At 62.4% G+C, this 21630-nt stretch carries 16 protein-coding genes; 1 reads left to right on the top strand and 15 read right to left on the bottom strand.

Translation table 11 applies throughout. From position 1 onward, the window contains the following. Positions 1–4: 4 nt before the first annotated feature. The 10 genes from BPHYT_RS21515 to BPHYT_RS21470 form a co-directional block, all read right to left on the bottom strand. Positions 5–3628, bottom strand: coding sequence for a molybdopterin cofactor-binding domain-containing protein (locus tag BPHYT_RS21515; RefSeq protein ID WP_012426225.1), 3624 nt, complete (start codon positions 3626–3628; stop codon positions 5–7). Further along, positions 3625–4143, bottom strand: coding sequence for a (2Fe-2S)-binding protein (locus tag BPHYT_RS21510; protein WP_012426224.1), 519 nt, complete (start codon positions 4141–4143; stop codon positions 3625–3627). Before BPHYT_RS21510 ends, BPHYT_RS21515 begins: the two co-directional genes overlap by 4 nt. A gap of 31 nt (positions 4144–4174) precedes the next feature. Beyond that, the gene (locus tag BPHYT_RS21505; RefSeq protein WP_012426223.1) at positions 4175–5374 is read right to left on the bottom strand and encodes an amidohydrolase family protein; all 1200 of its coding nucleotides are present in this window, start codon (positions 5372–5374) and stop codon (positions 4175–4177) included. 78 nt (positions 5375–5452) lie between these two features. Further along, positions 5453–6166: an ABC transporter ATP-binding protein gene (locus tag BPHYT_RS21500; protein ID WP_012426222.1), complete on the bottom strand. Its 714-nt coding sequence runs from the start codon at positions 6164–6166 to the stop codon at positions 5453–5455. Beyond that, positions 6163–6972, bottom strand: a complete 810-nt coding sequence (locus BPHYT_RS21495; RefSeq protein WP_012426221.1) for an ABC transporter ATP-binding protein — start codon at positions 6970–6972, stop codon at positions 6163–6165. Before BPHYT_RS21495 ends, BPHYT_RS21500 begins: the two co-directional genes overlap by 4 nt. Then, on the bottom strand, positions 6969–8909 hold the full coding sequence (locus tag BPHYT_RS21490; RefSeq protein ID WP_012426220.1) for an ABC transporter permease: 1941 nt from the start codon (positions 8907–8909) through the stop codon (positions 6969–6971). Before BPHYT_RS21490 ends, BPHYT_RS21495 begins: the two co-directional genes overlap by 4 nt. 175 nt (positions 8910–9084) lie before the next feature. Continuing rightward, positions 9085–9669, bottom strand: coding sequence for an amino acid synthesis family protein (locus BPHYT_RS21485; protein WP_012426219.1), 585 nt, complete (start codon positions 9667–9669; stop codon positions 9085–9087). 73 nt (positions 9670–9742) lie between these two features. Further along, the gene (locus BPHYT_RS21480) at positions 9743–10333 is read right to left on the bottom strand and encodes an amino acid synthesis family protein (RefSeq protein WP_012426218.1); all 591 of its coding nucleotides are present in this window, start codon (positions 10331–10333) and stop codon (positions 9743–9745) included. Further along, the gene (locus BPHYT_RS21475; RefSeq protein WP_012426217.1) at positions 10309–11247 is read right to left on the bottom strand and encodes a UPF0280 family protein; all 939 of its coding nucleotides are present in this window, start codon (positions 11245–11247) and stop codon (positions 10309–10311) included. Before BPHYT_RS21475 ends, BPHYT_RS21480 begins: the two co-directional genes overlap by 25 nt. 52 nt (positions 11248–11299) lie before the next feature. Further along, complete coding sequence (locus BPHYT_RS21470; protein WP_041759087.1) at positions 11300–12904, bottom strand: hypothetical protein; 1605 nt, start codon at positions 12902–12904, stop codon at positions 11300–11302. 385 nt (positions 12905–13289) lie between these two features. Between BPHYT_RS21470 and BPHYT_RS21465 the strand changes: the two genes are divergently transcribed. After that, the gene (locus BPHYT_RS21465; protein ID WP_012426215.1) at positions 13290–14018 is read left to right on the top strand and encodes a TetR family transcriptional regulator; all 729 of its coding nucleotides are present in this window, start codon (positions 13290–13292) and stop codon (positions 14016–14018) included. Positions 14019–14039: 21 nt separating this feature from the next. On the opposite strand, the gene wecB is transcribed toward BPHYT_RS21465, so the two are convergent. The 5 genes from wecB to BPHYT_RS21440 all read right to left on the bottom strand — a co-directional run bounded on the left by wecB (position 14040) and on the right by BPHYT_RS21440 (position 21443). Continuing rightward, positions 14040–15143 (bottom strand): non-hydrolyzing UDP-N-acetylglucosamine 2-epimerase, encoded by a 1104-nt coding sequence (gene wecB / locus BPHYT_RS21460; protein WP_012426214.1) that lies wholly within the window; start codon positions 15141–15143, stop codon positions 14040–14042. Positions 15144–15209: 66 nt separating this feature from the next. After that, on the bottom strand, positions 15210–16397 hold the full coding sequence (locus BPHYT_RS21455; RefSeq protein WP_012426213.1) for a class I SAM-dependent methyltransferase: 1188 nt from the start codon (positions 16395–16397) through the stop codon (positions 15210–15212). Between the two features lie 66 nt (positions 16398–16463). Then, positions 16464–19157 carry a glycosyltransferase gene (locus BPHYT_RS21450; protein WP_238535737.1) on the bottom strand — a complete coding sequence of 898 codons (2694 nt, stop codon included), beginning with the start codon at positions 19155–19157 and terminating at the stop codon, positions 16464–16466. 66 nt (positions 19158–19223) lie between these two features. Then, a complete protein-coding gene (locus tag BPHYT_RS21445) occupies positions 19224–20594 on the bottom strand; it encodes an ABC transporter ATP-binding protein (RefSeq protein ID WP_012426211.1) in 1371 nt (456 codons plus the stop codon). Continuing rightward, positions 20595–21443: an ABC transporter permease gene (locus BPHYT_RS21440; RefSeq protein WP_012426210.1), complete on the bottom strand. Its 849-nt coding sequence runs from the start codon at positions 21441–21443 to the stop codon at positions 20595–20597. Positions 21444–21630: the final 187 nt, after the last annotated feature.

The following is a 21630-nucleotide window of genomic DNA, read 5'->3' as shown; positions in this document are numbered from 1 at the left end:
CGAGTCAGTCGGCCCGCCGCGGCGTCGCGCGAATCCTGGCGACCCTCGCCGCGACGTCCTGCCATGCGGGCTTGCCACCGGCGAATTGCTGACGCAGGTACGACACGAGTTCGGCGACCTGGACGTCGTTGAAACTGTCGCGGTAAGCCGGCATCGTACCGAGTTCGGGCCGCGCAGGCGAGCCGATGCCGTCGAGAATCACGCGAATCAGATTATCGGGCGTCGCGCTGTGCAGATTCGTGTTGAGCGCCAGCGAAGGATGCGCGCCGAACAACTGCGGCCCGCCACCCGTGTGATGACATGCGGCGCACGCGCCGTCGAAAAGCCGCGCGCCGAGGCCCGCTGGCGCGCCCGAGATTGCGCTGGCCTGTTCATACTGACGCGCCATCGCTACGGGATCGGCGTTCGGTTCCAACGGATTGAGCGACGCGAGATACGTGGCCATCGCGCGAATATCGCTGTCGGGCAGCGCCGCCAGATCGCCGACGACCGGCGCCATCGGCCCGGCCGCGACGCCGTGCAGCGGCGCGTGACCATTGCGCAAGTAGCTGAAAAGTTCGTCCTCGCTCCAGGGCACGGGTGCGGTCGAGAGCGCCGACAACGCGGGCGCTTCCCAGCCGTCCGCCATGCCGCCGCCCATGAACGCCGCACCGGTTTTCTCGGCGCCAAATGCATTGCGCGGCGTGTGGCACGCGCCGCAATGGCCGAGTCCGTTCACCAGATACGCGCCGCGATTCCATTGCGCGGTTTGCGTCGTGCTGGCGGTGAACGTCGTGCGCCCGAGAAATAGAGCGTTCCAGGCAGACATCAGCGGACGCACGCTGAACGGGTACGCGAGCTTCGTTTCCGGCGGATGTGAGCGCACCGGCGTTTGCGCCATCAGATAGGCATACAGCGCTTTGAGATCGTCGTCGGAAGTGTTCTGGAACGAGGTGTACGGAAAGGCCGGATACAGGCGATGGCCATCGCGGCTGATGCCTTGCCGCATCGCCCGCACGAAGGCTTCGAGCGACCAGTTGCCGATGCCGGTCTGACCGTCCGGCGTGATATTGGTGCTGTACACGGTGCCGAACGGCGTATCGAGCGGTTTGCCGCCGGCGTTCGGCACGCCGTTGTGCGCGGTGTGGCAAACCGCGCAGTTGCCGAGCGATGCCAGCAGCTTGCCGCGCGCCACGAGCTCCGGCGCGAACGCGCTCGCCAGCGGCGGCGTGATCGGCGCGATAGCGTGCGGCGCGAGCGACAATGCGCCGAGCCAACCCGCCGCTCCTGCCGCCAACGCGCCTAAAAACCCAAACCGCCAGCGCTTCTTCCTGCGCGCCGCCTTGTCTTCGGCTTGCGCATCGGCGAGCGCGGCGCGGATCGTTTCCGGCGTGAACGGCGGCCGGCGAAAACGCACGCCCGTGGCATCGAAGAGCGCATTGGCAATCGCCGCCGCGCCGGGCAGCGACGCGGATTCGCCCGCGCCCATCGGCGGCTCGCCGTGGCGCGGCATCATCACCACGTCGATCACGGGTACTTCGCGGAAGGTGAGGATCGGATACGCGCCCCACTCCTGGCTCGTCACTGCGTTCTCGCCGAACGTCACGCGCTCTTTCAACGCACGGCTGGTCGTCTGGATCACGTTGCCGTGAATCTGATGACGCACGCCGTCGGGATTCACCATCGTGCCGGTGTCCTGGCCGACCACCACGCGCGTCACCGCGAGATCGCCGCTCTTGCGATTCACTTCGACATCGGCCACCCATGCGGACCATGCCGCACCGAAGCCGGGAAATTTGCTGTGCACGTAGCGGGCGTAAGCGATGCCGCGCCCGCGTGCGATGTCGCCTTCCTCATCTTTAAGCTCGGCGTTGCGCTCGGCGCTGCGTGCTTCCCAGCCAGCTTTTTCCGCGACCGCTTTGACCAGTTCGATCGCTCGCGGATCGGTCAGATGCTTCAGGCGAAACTCGACCGGATCGATGCCCGCTTCCACCGCGAGTTCATCGATGAAGGACTCGTGCGCGAACGTATTCGGCAACGCGGACACGCCGCGCAACCACGACGCCCGAACGATCGGCGGCGTGTCGTCGCAGACGATGCGCATGCTGCGGTAATCGTACGGCGGCACCGCCGTGCGGTCGCCCATTTCGAACACCTGTGGCTGCGCGGAAATTGTGCCCGTCAGTAGCAATGCCAGCGTCGGCGCATCGTTGGACGGATAACGCGTCGCAAAGTCGTAGGCCGCCAGTTCGCCTTCGGCATTCAGCGCGCCGCGCACGTCCATCAATTGCGCGGCGCCTTTCGGTTCCCACGCGTGCTCGTCTTCGCGCGAGAGTTGAACGCGCACCGGACTGCCGGTGGCGCGCGAAAGCAATGCGGCGTCGGCGGCGACATCGTCCGCGCAATTGCGGCCGTAGCAGCCCGCCGCTTCCATCCGCACGATTTCGATGTGCGCTTCGTCCATACTCATCAGCAGAGCAAGATCGGCGCGCAACGAATGCGGGTTCTGCGTGCCCGACCAGACCTTCAAAGCGCCTTCGCGATAATCGGCCACCGCGCAAGAAGGCCCAATCGACGCATGCATCTGAAACGGCCATACGTAGGTGCGTTCCAGCGTGCGGGCGGAGTCTTGCGCGAGCGCTGCATCGACATCGCCTTCGATCACCAGATCGCGCCGCTTGGCGGGATTCGCGCGCAACGCCGCTTCCACTTCCTCGCTGGTTTCGAGCGACGGCAAACCTTCTACCTCTTTCCATTGCACGCGAAGCCGCTTCGCGGCCTGCTGCGCGACTTCTTCACGCTCAGCCACGATGCCGACGAAATCGCGAATCACTACCACTTTGACGATGCCGGGCAATTCGCTAACCGAGTCTTCATCCACCTGCAGCAGACTATTGCCCATGAAGTCGCCTTGCGCGACACCGGCGTACGGCGGCCGCACCACACGTCCATGCAACATGCCGGGCACGCGGACGTCGTGCACGAAACTCAATTCGCCCGTTGCCTTCGCCGGAATATCGACGCGCGGCGTGCTCTTGCCGACGATCTTGTACGTGTCCGGCGACTTCAACGGCGCATCGGTGGCGAGCTGCAATTCGACGCGTTTTCCGCTAATCAACTCGCCGTAGCCAATGCCTTTCGCAGCCGCGCCGCCGTCACGTCGATAAACGACGCCATCACGCACATCGAGTTGCTCGACGCTCACATTGAAGCGCGCCGCCGCTTCCGCCAGCAGAAATTGCCGCGCCTGCGCCGCAGCGTGCCTCAACGGCACCGCCGAAATCTGAATCGTCGCGCTGGCAATCGTCGGCCCCTGATTCGGCGCTTCACGCGTGTGGCCGAGCACAATCGACACGCGCGTCAACGGCACATCCAGTTCTTCCGCGACGATCTGCGCGAGCGCCGTGCCGATGCCCGTGCCCAGATCGACGTGACCGTTGAACGCGACCACGCTGCCGTCATCGCGCACCACGAGAAACATGTCCGCCTCAGTCGGCACGAACGATGAGCGCGAGCCCGGCTGCCCGATCGCCGGCTTCACCGGCGCCTGCGGCGCGCGCGTGACGATCAGCACGCTCTGCGCATCGTAGAGCTGCTGCCGCGACGGCGGTGCGCTGCGTCGATCGACGCTGAAATCCGGCCCGGTCATGCGCGCACTCCTTCGTGCACCGCTACCCGCGCCGCGCCTTGCGCATCGAGCAATTCAGCGGCGCGCTGCACCGCGCGCACGATCTCGACATGCGTGCCGCAACGGCACAGATTGCGCGACAGCTCGCGCCGGATCGTCTCGACGCTCGGATGCGGATCGCGATCGAGCAGCGCCTTGGCCGTCATGATCATGCCGTTCAGGCAATAGCCGCACTGCGCGGCCTGTTCTTCGATGAACGCCTGCTGCACCGGATGCAGCGCAGCCCGTGTGCCCAGTCCTTCGAGCGTGGTGATTTCGCGGCCCAATGCGACCTTCGCGGTCGTGACGCACGCGCGCGTCGGCATGCCGTCGAGCAACACGGTGCACGCGCCGCATTCGCCGAGTCCGCAGCCGAACTTCGGACCGTTCAGCGCGAGGTCGTTACGCAGCAGATAGAGCAGCGGCGTATCGGCGTCGGCGCTGACGAGATGCGTCGCGCCGTTCACGTTCAGCAGAAGAGGCGCGGGGCGGTTCATGAACGTGCCGGAGCGGCTATGCGACACGTACTCACAGCACCACCGGCACTTCGGTAGCCGGCGGGGTATTACGGCTGCGCCGGCAGCGGATCAGACCGTCGATCATCACCATGCCCACGCCCGGAATATCGCCGAGTTGCACGCTTTCGAGCAGCGTATCGGCCGCCGTATGTTGTGCGCGATCCATGAACACGAGGTCGGCGGGACGGCCCACTTCAATCAGCCCCTGGCGCAGATTGCGCTGACGCGCGGTGTTGCCGGTCGCGAAGCAGAAGGCGATTTCCGCGGGCACGTCGGCGAGACTCGAAATCAGCGCGATCATGCGCAAGATGCCGAGCGGCTGCACGCCGGAACCGGCAGGACTATCGGTACCGAGGATGATCCGGTGCGGGCACTTCAATTCGATTGCATGACGCGCGGTCAGCAAAGCGATCCGTTCGTTGCCGTTGTGGACGATTTCCAGCGCGCGGCTCGACTGCTCGCACAGATCGCAAACATGCCGGTATGAAAGCGACGTATGCCCGCCGTTGATGTGGCCGATCACGTCCGCATCGGCCGCGAGCACCACGTCGCGATCGATCAGGCCCGAGCCGGGAATCGACGGACCGCCTGTGTGAATCGTGCTCTGAATGCCGTACTTGCGTGCCCACGCGACCATTTGCGCGGCTTCCTCGCCGCCTTTCACGCTGCCGAGGCCGATTTCGCCGAGCAGCTTCACGCCGGCTTCGGACAACTCCTTGAAGTCCTCTTCGACCATGCCCTTCTCGATCACCGGCGCGCCCGCCATCACCTTCACGCCGCCGCCGACACCGGCGCCGCGCATGCCTTCGAACGAACGTTGCGCGGTAATCGCAAGCGCCTTCACGCCGAGCACGTCTTTCGGGCGGCCGGGCAAATGCACTTCGCCGGCGGAAATCATCGTGGTGACGCCGCCATTCAGATTCGACTCGATCCAGCCCATCTGATTCTGCCGCGGCGTCCAGTCGCCGAACACGGGATGCACATGCGAGTCGATCAAACCGGGCGCCACCGTCGTGCCTTTGCAATCCACCGTCGTGCGCGCGCCTTCGAGATCGCAGTCCTTTTCCTTGCCGACCGCGACGATCACGCCGTCGTCGATCACGAGCGTGTCCGCGTCGAGAATCGGCTGGTCGATGTCGCCCGATAACAGCAGCCCGATGTTGGTTACCGCGACCTTGCCCGACAAGCCTGTCAACGTCTCTGCTGCCATCTGCCTCTCCTTTCGCAACGACTGCCCGGCACTCACGAAGTGTCACAGCATGCAACTCGCGCGCGCCGATGGAAGAAATCACACGCTCAGATAAGCGCGCCTCACTGTTTCGTTCTGTGCGAGTTCGCCGATCGTGCCGCCAAAACGGATCTGCCCTTTTTCGAGCACATACGCGCGGTCGCTGACCAGTTCGGCGAAGTGCAGGTTCTGTTCGGACAACAGAATCGACAGCCCTTCGCGCTTGAGTTCGAGAATCATGTTCGCCATCTGTTCGACGATCACGGGCGCCACGCCTTCGGACGGCTCGTCGAGCAGCACCAGATACGGATTGCCCATCAGCGTGCGCGACACGGTGAGCATCTGCTGCTCGCCGCCGCTCATCTGCCCGCCCGGCCGCTGCGGCATTTCGCCGAGATTGGGAAAGAGCCGGAACAGTTTTTCCGGCGTCCACTGCGGTGCGCCGTCGCGCGGCGGCTGGCGGCCCGTGGCGAGGTTTTCCATCACGGTCAGATCGGCGAACACGCGTCGATCTTCGGGCACGAAGCCCATGCCCATGCGCGCGATCTTGTACGGCGGCAGCGCCGTGATGTTCTGCCCGCGAAAACTCACTTCGCCCTGACGGCGCGGCAGCAGACCCATCACCGCTTTCATCGTGGTGGACTTGCCCGCGCCGTTGCGGCCCATCAACGCGACGACTTCGCCGCGCCCGACTTCGAGGCCGACGTCGAACAGAATATGCGCGCGGCCATAGAACGCGTTGAGGCCGGAGACTTTCAGCATCGGCTCGCTCATTGCAACGCTCCTTGTCCCTGATGGCCGCCCGCTGCGTCGTGCAGCGGCGCGTGCGGCTGGAAGGTCTTGCCGGTGCCGAAATAGACTTCCTGCACGCGCGGGTCGTTGCGAATGGTGTCGGCGTCGCCTTCGGCGATCAGCTTGCCGCGCGCGAGCACGATCAGTCGATCGGCGTAGGCGAATACGACGTCCATGCTGTGTTCGGTAAACAGCACGCCGATCTTGTGTTCGGTGACGAGGCGTTTGGTCAGCGCCATCAATTCATTGCGCTCCTTCGGCGCCATGCCGGCGGTGGGTTCGTCCATCAGCAGCAGCTTCGGGCGGTTGGCGAGCGCGATCGCGAGTTCGACACGCTTCACGTCGCCATAAGCGAGCACGCCGCAAGCGCGGTGCGCGTCCGACGCCATACCCACCTGGTCGAGCAGCGCGAGGGCTTCGTCGGCGTAGCGCGCGCCGGCGGGTTTCCATAGACCGAAGGTTTTGCGTTCGCGCGAGACCAGCGCCATTTGCACGTTCTCGATCACGGTCATGGAATTGAAAGTCGCGGCGATCTGAAACGTGCGGCCCACGCCCAGTCGCCAGATATCGCGCGGACGCATGCCGACCAGTTCCTGACCGTCGAGACGGATCGATCCTGACGAAGGCGGCAGCTGTCCGTTGACCATGTTGAAACAGGTCGACTTGCCGGCGCCGTTCGGTCCGAGCAAGGCAAGCAATTGGCCGGCTTCGAGATCGAACGAGACATCGTCCACCGCCTTGAGTCCGCCAAACGATTTGCAGAGGCCAGAAACGCGCAGCAAGCTCATAGCCCCTCCTTGATCGCGGCGCGTCGGGAAGGTGAGACGGCGCTCTTGTCCGCGGAATCGGCACTGTCGTCGCCGAAACGCTCGCGAATGAAGCCGACGATTCCCTGCGGAAACGCAATTACCAGCAGCAGGATCGCGAAGCCCAGCAGCGCCTGCCAATAGTCGGTCTGGCGCGCGACCGTGTCTTGCAACCACGTGAACACAGCCGCGCCCACGATTGGCCCGGTGAGCGTCTGCAAACCGCCGAGCAACACCATCACGAGACCGTCCACGGAACGGCTCACGCTGATCACTTCCGGCGAAATCGTGCCCTTGGAGAACGCATACAGCGAACCGGCGAGCCCGCAGAACAGCGACGCGATCACGAACGCGGCCCATTGCACGCGCTTCACGTCGATGCCGATCGCCTCGGCGCGCAGCACCGAATCACGCGACGCACGCATCGCGTAACCCAGCGGCGAGAACAGCATCTTGCGCAACAGCCACACGCCGATCACAGCGCAGACGAGCGTCACATAATAGAAGGCCACCGGGGAGGACAACCAGTTCGACGGCCACAACCCGAGAATGCCGTTGCTGCCGCCCGTCACGTCGTCCCACTGGAACACGACCGACCAGACGATCTGCGCGAACGCTAACGTCAGCATCGCGAGATACACGCCGGACAGGCGCACGCAGAACCAGCCGAACACCAGCGCGCCGGCCACGGCCAAAAGCGGGCCGAGCAGCAAGGCGGCTTCCATCGGCAGATTCAGCACTTTGAGGAACAGCGCGGCGCCGTATGCGCCCAAGCCGAAGTACGCAGCGTGGCCGAACGAATGCATGCCGCCCGGTCCCATGATGAAATGGAGGCTTGTGGCGAACAGCACGGCGATCAGGATCTCGACCAGCAGCACGGGCATGTACGGAAACGCGTTGGCCGCCAACGGCGCGAGCACGAGCACCAGCAAAGCGATAGCGGCCAGCCACTTGAGACGTTTGCCCGCCGGACGCAAAGGCGTTTCCGGCGCCGCCATGCCGCGCACCGCGGCGCTCGCGCGGCCGAGCAAGCCCCACGGACGCACCACCAGCACGACCGCCATCACGACGAATTCCGCTACCAGCGTGAAGCGGCTCAACGACAACCCGACGCCGAAGATCGTCACATGGCCGATGCCGATGCACAGCGCCTTGATCTCCGCGATGATCAGCGCGGCAATGAACGCCCCCGGAATCGAGCCCATGCCGCCGACCACGACCACGACGAACGCGTTGCCGATCGTCTCCAGATCCAGCGATAGATTCGCCGACATGCGCGGTCCTTGCAGCGCACCGCCAAGACCGGCGAGAAACGCGCCGACGAAAAACACGCCTGTAAACAGCCACGCCTGATTGATACCGAGCGCGCCGAGCATCTCGCGATCCTGCGTTGCGGCGCGCACCAGCGTGCCCCAGCGCGTGCGTGTCAGCGCGTACCAGAGCAGCAGCAACACCACCGGCCCGATCACGATCAACGCGATGTCGTAGGTCGGCAACGGATGGCCGAGGAAATCCACCGCGCCCGCCAGATGCGGCGCGCGTGGTCCGAACAGGTCTTCCGGACCCCACAGCCACAGCGCGGCATCGCGAAAGATCAGCACCAGCGCGAAGGTGGCGAGCAGATGAAACAACTCGGGCGCCTGATAGATGCGCCGCAGAACCACCATCTCGACCAGCGCGCCCAGCACCGCGACCACCAGCGCCGCCGCCAGCACCGACAACCAGAAGCCGCCCGTCGTATGTCCGAAGCGGCTCGCGATGCTGTACGCCACATAGATGCCGAACATATAGAACGAGCCGTGCGCAAAGTTGACAATGCGCGTCACGCCGAAGATCAGCGACAAACCGGCGGCGACGAGAAACAGCGTCGACGCGTCGGCGAGTCCGTTGACCAGTTGAACCAGCAAATTCGAAAGCATCGCGACCCTTGGCAGCTTGCCGAATAGCGAAGGCGCGGCTTTGGCGCATTCGACGCGATCGGCAGACATTGCAGCGCGTGCGGCACCATGCGCGCACGCGTCAACGGCAGGACAATACAATACGCCCCGAAGAAAGTCCCTTGGGGCGCCGGCAAAAACGCCGAATGCAAACTCCTCAGCGCAAACCGTCTTCGCCCTTGATCTCGCTCACCTGCAAGCCGCCGATGCGCGGCAGCGGCCGCCCCGATGCCGTCACCGCGACGGCCACGACGATTTCATTCGCGCGAGGAGCGTCCGATACGCGCGCTTCGATCGCATCGAAATGGCTGCGCACGAAGGCGGCGTCTTTATGGCCGAGCGGCACGTCGATCGCGGTGCCGAGCGTGCCCATCTTTTTCGCCGACGGCACCAGCGCCGCGCCTTTTTCGACCGCGATCCGCAGCGGCGCGCCGAGCTTGGGATGCAGAATCGCCGCGGCATGTTCCAGTTCGCCCGCCTCGCCGACAATGGCCGCCTTGCCGTAGCTTTGCGCCTCGCCTGGCGCGATGCCCAGCGCCTCCACGCACTTGTTGCCGAGCAACGCGCCCAACTCTTCGCCGGCTTCGATCAGCGCGTCGAGCTTGGCCTCGTAGCGGCCGGCGTAGGGATTATCGATCACCGCGATCGCGACCGCGCGGCGCGCCGGCGGCTCGACGGCCTGGCCCATTTCAATGCGTGTTTCATCCACTTGCACGACCAGCTTGCGAAGCTTGATTGCCATTTCGCTCTCCGAGTTTCGATGCTTGCTCTGCTTCGTTTCAATGCTTCAGCGCGGCGCGTGATTCAGGCGCTGCTCAGCGCAAACCGTCCTTGCCCACGATCGCCTCTTTCGCAAGGCCGCCGACGCGTGCATGCACCCGCTGCCCCGTGCTCATCACGAGGATATACACCAGCTCGTCCGCGGCGGGCGCGCCGGGCACGCGCACTTCGATCGCGTCGAAATGGCTGCGCACGTAGCTCGCGTTCACGTGGGTGAGCGGCACGTCGAGCGCCGTGGACGGGGCGCCGACTTTCTTCGTCGACGGCACGATGGCGTTGGTGGGCACGCCGTTTTTCTCCAGCAACTCGCGCATCGCATAGCCGCCGGGAACATGCCACAGCGCGCCATGTTCGAGTTCGCCGCGCGCGCCGACAATCGCGCCCTTGCCGTAACTCTCGATCGACGCATGCGGCACCGCCATCGCCGCCAGCAGCCGTTGCGCCATATCGAAGCCGATCGGCTTGAGTGCTTCCATGGCGTGTTCGATTTTCGCTTCGTAACGGCCGGCGAACGGATTGGTCATCACCGCGGCAATCGCGCCGCGCCTGAGTGGCTGCGCGGGCGCGGGGCCGAACTCGTGGAAGATGTCTTCGACGTGCGTCAGCACGCGGCGTATTTCAAACACGGAGCCTCCGTTTTAGTTTGCGCGCTCTGCAAGACCAGACCGCTTGTGTCATGAATGCCGGCGACACGCACCCGTCCTTGCAGAAAAAGCGCGGCGCCTTCGATCAAGCCTTGGTCGAGCAAACGCCGCGCGGCTTCGACGCCACGTGCCAGCGCAAAATCGACCAGCGGCTGCGGCAACGTCGGTACGTCCACCGTGACGAGCATGTCGCCCAGGTCGCTCTCGTCTTTCAGCGACGAAGCCGGCCGCCGCAGAATACCCTCATGATCCAGATCGACAGCGTTGGCGATAACGGTTGCGGCAGCGTCGGCGGCGGCGGCGTTGCGCGCGAGCACGGTGACGCTGTCGGCAATGCCGAGGCTGAAGCTGCGGCCACGCCAGCCGCTCGTCGCGATGCCGCGAACGGCCAGGCTGGCGTCGAGCGTCAGATTGGCGTCGAGCGCTTGATCGCGCGACAGCCGCACGGCCGAGAACGACGCCAGGTCCGCGAACACGCCGACGCGGTATTGCTGGCCTTCGGTCAGATACAGCGCGATGTCGCCGCCGTTGTTGACGAAGGCACGTGAGACGCCTTCGCGCGCAAATGCGGTGATCAGCTCATCGGCCACGCTGCCCGCCACGGCGGCCATCGGCGTGATGTAGCGCGCGCGATGAGGATGGCAGGCCGACCACATACGGCGGGCAACCGGGCCTTGCAATGCATTGTCGTGCAGCGCGGCTTGCGATGAAACGGGTTGCTTGAGCTGCTTCAGTTCGCCCCCGAGTTCCGCAAGCACATCGACAAAGCGCGCCCAGCACGCCTCATACGCGGCCTGCACCGCCTGGGGCGTGCCGTCCGCGCTGAGGATCAGATCGATCGGCCCATGCTGCCAGTGCCAGCGGGTCGCATCGAGTCGGGTGCGGGTGGGGTTCATGGTGTGCGTTGCGTTCGTCTTTTCGTCACGTGTCTTGCAGGTGTCCGCCCGGTCAGCCCAGCATCGGCGGCATGGCGGGCGGCCACGGGTTGTCGGGATTGCGCGCCAGCGTACGGCGCGCGCGCGGCGCGCCTTCCGTATGTTCCGGCCCGTTCGCGAGCACGCTCTCCAACGAACGCACCGCGTCGAGATGACCGCCGAGATCGCGATACGCGTCGTACGTCATGGTGAATTCGATCGGCGCGACGATCGCCGGCGTCGGCACCGTGCCGAACGAACGGTCCGGCATGCGCGCAACGTCGACCATCACGGTGATCCCGCCACCCGGCCACACATAAGCCGGCGCGCCGCCGCAGGTCACGTTGACCAGCTTCTGTTTGATCGCGCGCGTGAGCAGCACCGGGTTCTCCGTGGCGCCCGCTCGCAGACTGCCGCCCGCGCCGCCGAGGAACAGCACGGTGGCGAGCGAAGGCTCGCAGTTCTCGCCAATCCGCTCCACCGTGCGCCTCACCGTATCCGGCATCGCCGCGACGCGCGGCACGAGGTTCTGATCCAGTTCGTACCACTGCGCGTGTTCGCCGGTGGTCGACACCATCAATAAGCGCATGCCGGGTTTGGCGACGGCGGGATCGAAGCCCTCGACAATCGCCAGCGGGTCCTGAATGTCGGTGCCGCCCCAGCCGGTGCCCGGATTCGCCACCTGGAAATAGCGGCCCGGCGTCGACTTGCGTCCGCGAATCTTCACGCCTGAGCGCGTCATGCCGAGGCAGCGCCCGGCCTGATGTTCGGTGAGCACGCCGGTGATGTGATCGTCGACGACCACCACTTCGTCGGCGTGACCGAACCATTGCTTCGCGAAGATGCCGATGGTCGCCGAGCCGCAGCCCACACGCATGCGCTGCTCCTCGACGCCGTCGACGATCGGCGCCGCGCCCGCGCGAATCACGAGACTCGCGCCGCCGTCGATGCTCAACTCCACCGCTTCCTTGTTGCCGAGCGCGAGCATCATGTCGCAGGTCACGCGGCCTTCCTTCTTGCTGCCGCCTGTGAGATGGTGCACGCCACCGAGGCTCAGCATCTGCGAACCGTATTCCGCCGTCGTCACATGGCCGACAATTTCGCCGTGGCAGCGCACGTTCGATTGCTCCGGCCCGAGGAAGCGGTCGGTGTCGATCTTCACCTTGAAACTGCAGTAGCTGAAAATGCCTTCGGTGACGACCGTGATCATGTCGACATCGTCGAGTTTCGAGGCGACGATAAAAGGCGCGGGCTTGTAGTCGGGATAGGTAGAGGAAGCGCCGACGCCGGTCACGAACAACGCCTGCCCGGCAGCGGAGTCTTGCACTTCAGATTCAGAAGATGCACCGAATTCAATCGCGGCATTCGCCTCGGCCGTTGAAGATGAAGACGCGCGCGACAGGAACACCACCGGGTCGACGCGAATCAGCCGCCCATCCGCGTTCGCATAACGATCGCACGCGCCGGTGCGCCCCTCGGATATCTGACACAGCACCGGGCAGGCATTGCATTCGATCTTGTTCGACGCCATCCGCTCGCTGCGCGGCGCGGCCTTCTCGAGCACGGTCGGACCCGGCGTCGAGGCGGTTTCGCCGTCGACGCTGTCCGCACCGAAATCGACCTTCGTATGTTCTGTCATGGTGGGGTTCCCATACGACGACATTACAATCGGTCCCGCTCCGGCTAACGAATAGTGCCTGTTTTCAGGCACTTTCGCGTGATCCGCCGATTTCCATGTTGCGGTCACTCACCGTTCGTGTAGTATCCGCTACACCAAACTCGTTAGAAATCTACTCGATCAATTTAGTCTGTGCAACGTATTTACCGGCGTGCGCGCGATTGGTGCAATGCCACATCGCCGCTTTATTGACAGCGTAGGCACGCTTCAATCTACGCTGAAGTGAATGATCGCGCAGTGCATGCCGCAGCAGTCCGTGCGGGCTGTATGATGAAGGCGCGCGCCCGCCTGGCCGGCCGCGGCGCACGCCGTTCAACCCGACGCTAACAAGAGATCCGAGACCGCCATGAGTTCCACCGCCGCCCGCAAGCCGGGCGCCACCGGCATCCGTGCGAAACAGGCGCAGGACACGCGCGCCAAGATTCTGAAAGCGGCGATCAAGGTCTTTGCCAAGCAGGGCTATGCGAGCGGACGCGTGGAAAGTATTTCAAAGGCCGCGCGCTCGCACGACCGCATGATCTACTACTACTTCGGCAGCAAGGAACAGTTGTTCGTCGAAGTTCTCGAAACGATCTATACGCAATTCAACGAGGCGGAAAGCAAGCTCGATCTCGATCTGGACGATCCTGTGCACGGACTCGAACAGATGGTCGAATTCGTCTGGCAGTATTACCTCGATCATCCCGAGTTCGTCACGCTGCTCTCCAGCGAGAATCTGCACCAGGGCAAGCACGCGAAAAAATCGCTGAAGCTGAAGGAGATTTCCGGCTACGCGATTTCGGTGGTGCAAAAGTTACTGGACGCGGGTCAGGCACAACAGGTCTTTCGCAGCGACGTCAAAGCGCGCGACGTCTATTTGATGATCGCGTCGCTTGGCTATTTCTATAACGCCAATCAGTACACGTTGGGCGCGTTTCTCGGCGAGCCTTTGATGGACAAGGCGTCGCTCGACCACTGGCGCGAGGTTATCAAGGACACGGTATTGCGCGCGGTGCGCTCGAGCTTGCCGGCGCAGGCGGGTGCGACGGCGCTCACCGTTGCGTTGAACGAGGCAGGCCAGAATAGCGAGGCATGACCGCCCCGCCGCAAGATGGCGCTACACCCGAAAATGATCTCTCAATACGCTTACGATTCGTTCGGACGCCTGGCCGTCACCGTACGGCGACACGCCTCGCGCCATGCGCCCGTATTCGGCCGGGTCGTCGAGCAGCCGTTGCGTGTTCGAGACGATGTCGGCGTATTCGGTGCCCACGAGCCTGACGACCTCGTGCGCGACCGCCTCCGGGCGCTCTGTCTCGCGCCGCAGCACGAGCACCGGTTTGCCGAGCGCCGGCGCCTCTTCCTGTACGCCACCGGAGTCGGTCAGGATCAGATAAGCGCGCTTCATTGCCGCAACGAACGGTAGGTAATCCAGGGGTTCGCACAGCGTGATCCGCGGATGATTGCCGAGTTGGGCGTATGCCGTCTCACGTACGTTCGGATTCGGGTGAACGGGATAGAGGACGTGCACGTCGGGATTGTTGTCGGCGATCGTTTTGATTGCTCGCAGGATGTTCTGAAACGCCTCGCCGAAATTCTCGCGACGATGCGAGGTCACCAGAATCAGCCGGCTATCGCCCTTGAAAGGCGTTGCGCCATCGCACCGCGCGGCTACGTCCAGCAACGCGTCGATGACCGTGTTGCCGGTGACGAACACGTTCGCTGCATCGATACCTTCCGTGAGGAGATTCGTTTTCGCGGTCTCCGTCGGTGCGAAATGCCAGCGCGCCAGCCGGCTCGCGACCACACGATTCATTTCTTCCGGAAACGGATTCGACAGATCGCCCGTTCTCAATCCCGCTTCGACATGCCCGACCGGCACGCGCCGGTAAAACGATGCCAGCGCCGCCGTCAATACAGTAGTCGTGTCGCCCTGCGCGAGCAGCACGTCGGGCTGTTCGGCGGCAAGCACATCGTCGAGCCTGACCATGAGCCGCGAGGTCAGCATGGGTAGAGACTGACTGGGTTGCATGATATCGAGGTCGATATCGGCTTCAATCTCGAACAGCCGCAACACCTGGTCGAGCATGCCGCGATGTTGCGCTGTTGCCAGCACGCGGCAGTCCGCCCATTCTTCGCGCTGCAGCTGCTTGACGAGCGGCGCCATTTTTACCGCTTCAGGACGCGTTCCGATGGTGACGATGATCTTACGTTTTTTCACGGCGTTTTCCGGTATTGGACTTGATAAAGGGTAGGCGGGTATCACCGGTGGCGGGCCTTCGCATGGTCATGCTCTACCGACCAACCGGCAGATCGCGCTTCTGAGTCGCCAGGTCTTCGAGCGCAGCATCGTGTTCAATTGCCTTTCGACCGCGTCCGCATGCGCTCGGGCTTCAGTCAGCAACGCCGCACATTGTTCGCCTTCGATTTCGTATCTTTCGATGCACGCATGAAGCGAAGCAATCTCCGTAGACAGAGCGCGGCACTCCTGGCTCGCTTCGCCCATTGTCTGGTCGCGTTCGGTGATTGCTCGTGTTAGTTCACGGACTGTCTGCTCCCGCTCGCTGATCGCTTGCTTCAATTCGCCCAGCACTTGATCCCGTTCGGCGAGCGTCTCTTGCGAGCGCTTCAGCGCTGCTTTCTGCGCATCGAGTTCTGCGCATACTTGCTGCAGCGTATTCTCTGTCGATTCGAGTCGCGCGGTGGTCGCGGCATGCTCGCTATGCGTTTGAGCAAGCTGCGCCGCGAACTGCTCCCTCTCCGAGGCGTGCTGTTGAGCAATGCTTTGACTACGTTCTAACGCGAACGCCTCGTAGGTATCGTCGCCCGTAAAAAAGTTACGCAGATCGGGCTGAGTGTGTCCGAGCGCCGAGAGCCGTGCATAGACGACCAATATCTGCTTGCCGTTCCAGTAGTCGATATTGATTTTTGCCGCATCGACGACGCGGCAGGCCACCGCGGCGAAACCGGGCACCGGACAGACGGGAATGTTGTCCAGGTCGAACGTGAAGAAATGCTCGGGAATCCGGTCATATTCCTGAAACGGCAGAAGCAGAACCAGAAAGCGCTTCGTGTGCTCGGCCAGGCGCGCGACGACATCAAACGGACTGTCGAAATGTTCAAGCGTATTCGACGAAAAAATGACGTCGTAGTCGTCCAGGTTGTCGAGAGACTGCGCTTTGAAATGTCTATGCGGGAAAAACGCCTGGGCCTTCGCAATCGCCACTTCCGAAATATCGACACCGGTGATGGAGTTCACACCAAGCCATTTGCTCAGTTCGTCTACGCCCTGCCCCTCGGCACAACCCCAATCGCAAATATTCCATTGCTCGCGCAACACCAGGTCCTTGAACCAGTCCGGCATCAGCTTGGCCGCAAGCGTCGCGAAAAATCGCGTTTGCCCATGTCCGCCGGCAGACACCCAGTCCGTCGAGAAACGATGATCCCAGTATTGCTTCGAGTTGATGTCGGTCATACAAGGCCTGTTGGTCTGCGCATTCCATTGAATGCGCGAGCGTTCGCGATGGGGTCGAAAAAATGCCTAGTCGACGGTCAGCGTGCTTTCGATGACTTCGCGCCAGCGGTTTTCCCATTCCTTCTTCGCGAACGCGGCCGAAGACTCGAGTCCGTGCGCCGCGAGTCTGGCGAGCCTCACTCGATCGTCGGCCAGTTCTTCGATAGCAGTCGCAAGCTCGATATAGTCCGCGCGGATCAGCTTGCCGTTATAGCCGTCGACGATCAGATTCGGCAATCCGCCGACGTTGGTTGCGATGACCGCGTTATTGGTCGCCAGAGCCTCGATGCAGGACAGTGACGTTCCTTCCGAATACATGGTCGGCACCAGCACGATATGGCTGTCGACATAGGCTTTGTGCATCTCTTCCATGTCGTACTCGGTCCACGTCACCCGCTGCGAGTGACGCGCCATGAACGCTTTCACCGCTTCCGCATCACGATCGACCGCCTGACCGCACAGGACCAGACGGATATCCGCGCGCCGCGAAAACAGAAGATCGAACGCGTTGATGGTCAGATAGAGACCCCGCGCTTCATACAGCCGGCGCGGCAGGAGAACGCACAACTCCTCCGCTTCGAAGTTCTTCGGCTGGCTCCTGAAAGACTCCAGATCGACGTAGTTCGGGACATACGTCAGCGTGTTGGCAAGCGCCCAGTCATAGGTGCGCACCCAGTTGATAAAGTTCGTATCAACACAGACGCATTGGTCGCTGTTGCGCAGCGCGCGGAACAGCGTTTCATAACGGCCCCGGTCGAATGTTGCGAGGTTATTGGACGCGCCGTCCCAATGAATGCCGTGGTTGATCGAGATGACGCGCCTGGTTTTTCCAAGCGACGCGGCAAGTTCAGTCGGCGACGCGATGATGAGATCGACATCCGCGCAATATTCGGCGTAATTGCTCGACATCATGTCGAAATCAAAGTTGTCCGCGGCCTTGACCCCGACAACCTTGACGCCACGAAAATCGCGCTCGAACGGCTCCCGGGCGTTCTGCAACAGACGAACCTCGCACCTCATGCCATGGAGCACGACCGCGAGGTCGTAGACATAGCGTTCCGCCCCGCCCTTGTAGACGGTTTCGCCGTTCCAGTCGTAGAAGTTGACGTTGATGATGTCGACTTTCATCGTGCGCCGCGCGGAAGGGGCCGACAGCCTTGTCACGTTCCTGGCGTTGACCTGTCTGAGCAACGGCGCGTGAAGCACCGGCCAGGCATGCGCGCCCGCGACCTCTGCGGACGCCTCCGTGTATGCCGTCGACCAATCTCCGCTCGCCACCGCGTCGACGAAGTCGATTCCCGAGGCGACGATCATGGCGTGTTCGTATTCCCTGATGGTCCGGGTCGGCGTGCCGATCACCGGCTTCCCCGCGGCCAGATACTCGAACAGCTTCAGCGGCGAAACGGGGTCGGTTTTCTCGCTGACCACGAACGGCACGATACCGACATCGATCCAGGCGAGATAGTGCTTCAGTTCGTCATACGGTTTCGGACCGAGGTGAATGAAATTGTCGAATGTCTTCAGACGCGCCATGCGCTCCTGAACCTCGACGCTGTATTGCGGCTCGAAAGCGACGACAGGGCCGACGAACAGCAGCACGATCCCGCTGAGCCGCACGATTTCGTCGAGCAAATCGAAATCGAGCAGTTCGGAGATTGCGCCGTGGTAGCCGACAACCTTCCGGTTCGCCACCATCTCGTACAGCTCCGGCGGCACGTCGCATCGCTCGCGCTCGCCGTGAATGAAGTCTTCGGGATACACGCCGTTTTCCAGCAGCAACGCATTCGTGACCTTCGCGCGGTTCGCCTCATACAGCCGATTCGACGAGAACAGGCAGACATTCGCGATCTGCAGCAAGACCTCATGGTCGCAACGCATGACGTCGGAATAGTTCGCGAAGATGGTCAGGTCATCCAGAACATCGTAGATCGTCAGTGCGGCACGGCAGATTTCGGCGACGTATTTGAAACCCGGCCAGTGGAGATAAAGCGTGACCGGCTCGTCCTGGAAATAGCCGAGAAAATCCTCGACCATGTTGGACACGTACAGGTTTTTTGTCTTGGGCTGAATAACGGGGTAAAGGCCGCCGAACTCCAGCATCACGCAAAGGTAACCCGCCTTTGCGAACTCGGCCATGATGTGGTCGGGGCGCTGCTTGAGCGAAAGATCGTAGGCAACCGGGCACAGCAGCACCCCGCGGCGGTCCGGATGCGCCGAGAGCAGGCGGCTGATCTGGTGCCTTCTTTGCTTCGAGGGATCTTTTGCGTAATTGCCAAAGTATGCCGCCTGGGCGCGCGTATGGGTTTCGTAGTCTCCGCCGGCTACGGGCAGGACGTCATGCATGGGAACACTGGCAACAGCCGGCGCCTGCGTCTTGCCGCGCGCCGCCAACGCGTAAACCGCGCTCGCAATCCGTCGCATAGGCGCGGTCACCTTCCACGAACTGCTTTCGAATACTTCGCTAAGGGCGCCCTGCACCCGCTCGCGCTCGCGAACCTCGAGCCCAAGTTCGCTCGATGCGTCGTTCAGCGAGCGTTTGAGACTATGGATTTCGGACAGCGCGTCCGACAACCGCTTCGCCAGCGTGTACCGGTCTCTGCGCGCGAGCCGCTGCTCCTCTGCAATCTGCTCATGTTGCGTGATGAGAGCATCCGCGTCGGAGATCGAAGCGCTCCGCTTCGTGACCGGCGCGAGGGTTTGTCTCCGCGTTATATTTGGCATTGCTTCCTGTCCGTCCATGGCCAACCTCTCGAGTCGCCGTTATTCCAATTGCTCTTTCTGGTGCCGTCAGCGCCTGAGTAGAGGCGTCTCGTCCATGCGTATTTTTTCTGTGATGTCCGGCAGGAACAGCCCGTATCGATCGTTTTCGATGTAGGAAGAGAAATAGCAGGCGCCCTCGATGTACTCGTAGTACTGCGGCACTGCGGTGGACCGGTCTTCGAGAGCCGCCACGAGCAGATACCGGCCTGTGTTGAGCTGGTTTCTCAGGCGAAACTCGATTTCGAACTCGCTGCCGTCGAACTCGAAGTCAATACCTTTCTCGTCGTGAGTGGTTCGGACGATCAGGTCCGTGCCTTTTGTATCCTTGATGGAGAAAGCCACGCTCAGCGCGCGGCGATCGACGCCTTCAGGGATCTGGATCGCCAGGCGGACGATCATCGGCTCGAAAGCCGTGAACACGCTCTGGCGGCGACCAGCCGAGTCCAGGACCTGAGACGACACGATCGACCCGATATGTGTGCCCCAATGGTTGATCGGTTCGTCGCTGGCAGTTGCGGCAGGGCGCCCCGCGTTCTGCGCGGTCTGACCGTTTTGCTTCGCTTCTTCGTCCAGTCCGGCCGCGCTGCCCGCCGGCTGGCTGGAGATGCCGATCGCTTCGCTTTCGCCGAGCCCTTCGGACATGAACTGCGTGTATTGCGCGGTGACGGCGAACGCGCCACCCTCCATCCGAACCCGGCCACCGTCGAGCCAGACGGCGCGCTCACACAAGGTTCGCACCGAGCCGACGTCATGCGACACGAAAAGGATTGTGACGCCTGATTCCTTGAGTTCCTTGATCTTGTTGAAGCATTTGGCCTGGAAACGCGCGTCGCCCACCGCAAGGGCTTCGTCGATGATCAAGACCGCCGGCTCGACGTGAATGGCCACGGCAAACGCGAGGCGCACATACATGCCGCTCGAATACGTTTTGACCGGCTGATCGATGAAATCGCCAATTTCCGCAAACTGCTCGATGCTGGCGAATTTCCGTTCGATCTGGTCAGACGTCATTCCCAGCATGGCGGCGTTCAGATAGACGTTTTCCCGGCCGGAAAACTCCAGATTGAAACCGGCTCCCAATTCGAGCAATGCCGCCACACGCCCGTTAATCGCGATGTCACCCTGCGTGGGGCGAAGCGTTCCGCAAATTATCTGCAAAAGCGTGGACTTGCCGGAGCCGTTGCGCCCGATGATGCCCACCGTTTCGCCGCGTGTGACCGAGAGCGATACGTCCCGAAGCGCCCAGAATTCCCGCGAATAGCCGGTGCGTTTTGGGAAGACGATATGCTTGAGACGGTCGAGCGGCGTCTCGTAGATGTCGAAACGCTTCGAGGCGTTTGTCACCTGAATCGTGGTTTCAGGCTTGCCGACTTGATTCATTTCCATGAGCATCGGCATTTACAGAACATCCGCGAAACCTTCGCGTGTCTTCTGGAACCAGGCCAGACAGATCCACGCGAACCCGATGCTGCATGACAGATAGATCGCTATGCCCACGAAGTCAGGCAACTCGCCCGCAATCATGACCGCGCGCGCCTGCTCGATGATGAACGTCAGCGGATTGGTCAGAATGAGCGCCCTGAAAGCGGGCGTCAAAGTATCGAGCGCGTAGAAAACCGGCGACAGGAACATCAACAGAGATGAAAGCAGCGTGGTGACGTACGTCAGGTCACGCACGTAGACGCCGGTGGCGGCGAACAGCCAACCCACACCCACGCCGACAAATGCGAGCGGGATGAAGAGCGCCGGCAAAAAGACGATCGTCCATTGAAGCTTTCCGTATACGCATAGCGCAAAGACAAGCCAGACGGCAAAACTCGTCAGGAAGTGAAATGCCGCCGAGGCGACTGTAATCCACGGCAGGATCTCGAGAGGAAAGACGACCTTCGTCACGTAGTTCGCGTTGGTCGTGATAATGGTCGGCGCTCTATTCAGGCATTCGGCGAAAAAATTGAAAAGAATCAGGCCCACGAACAGGATCACCGCGAACTGAAAACTATTGTCGGTTCCGGGCCAGCGCGATTTCAACAGTGTGCCGAACACAACCGTGTACATGGCGAGCATGATTAACGGCTGAACGATGGACCAGGCCAGTCCCATTATTGACCCGCGATACCGGCTCAAAATGTCCCGCCGGGTTAGCGCGACGATAAGCTGGCGTTGCTGCCAGGGCAGTAAAAAGAGATCACGAAAATGAGCACGGGGATGAGACTCCTCGCGACCATCGTGTTTATAGGTAAAGCTCATATTGGCAGATCGCCTTGAACAGCGCCGGCTGGTTTAACGGTCAACGAAGAGGCAAACCATGCGGCGTCAAATAAACCTGCCGGGATTCCGCCAGCGGAGGATGCTCCATTGCTCTTGAAAAATCCCACGGACCAGCCGGACTCACGCGAATGAATCACTATCTTGAGGTGGCTAAATTCACCTCTAA

Source organism: Paraburkholderia phytofirmans PsJN (assembly GCF_000020125.1).
Taxonomy (GTDB): Bacteria; Pseudomonadota; Gammaproteobacteria; order Burkholderiales; family Burkholderiaceae; genus Paraburkholderia; species Paraburkholderia phytofirmans.
This window is presented reverse-complemented; position numbering and strand designations above follow the sequence as displayed.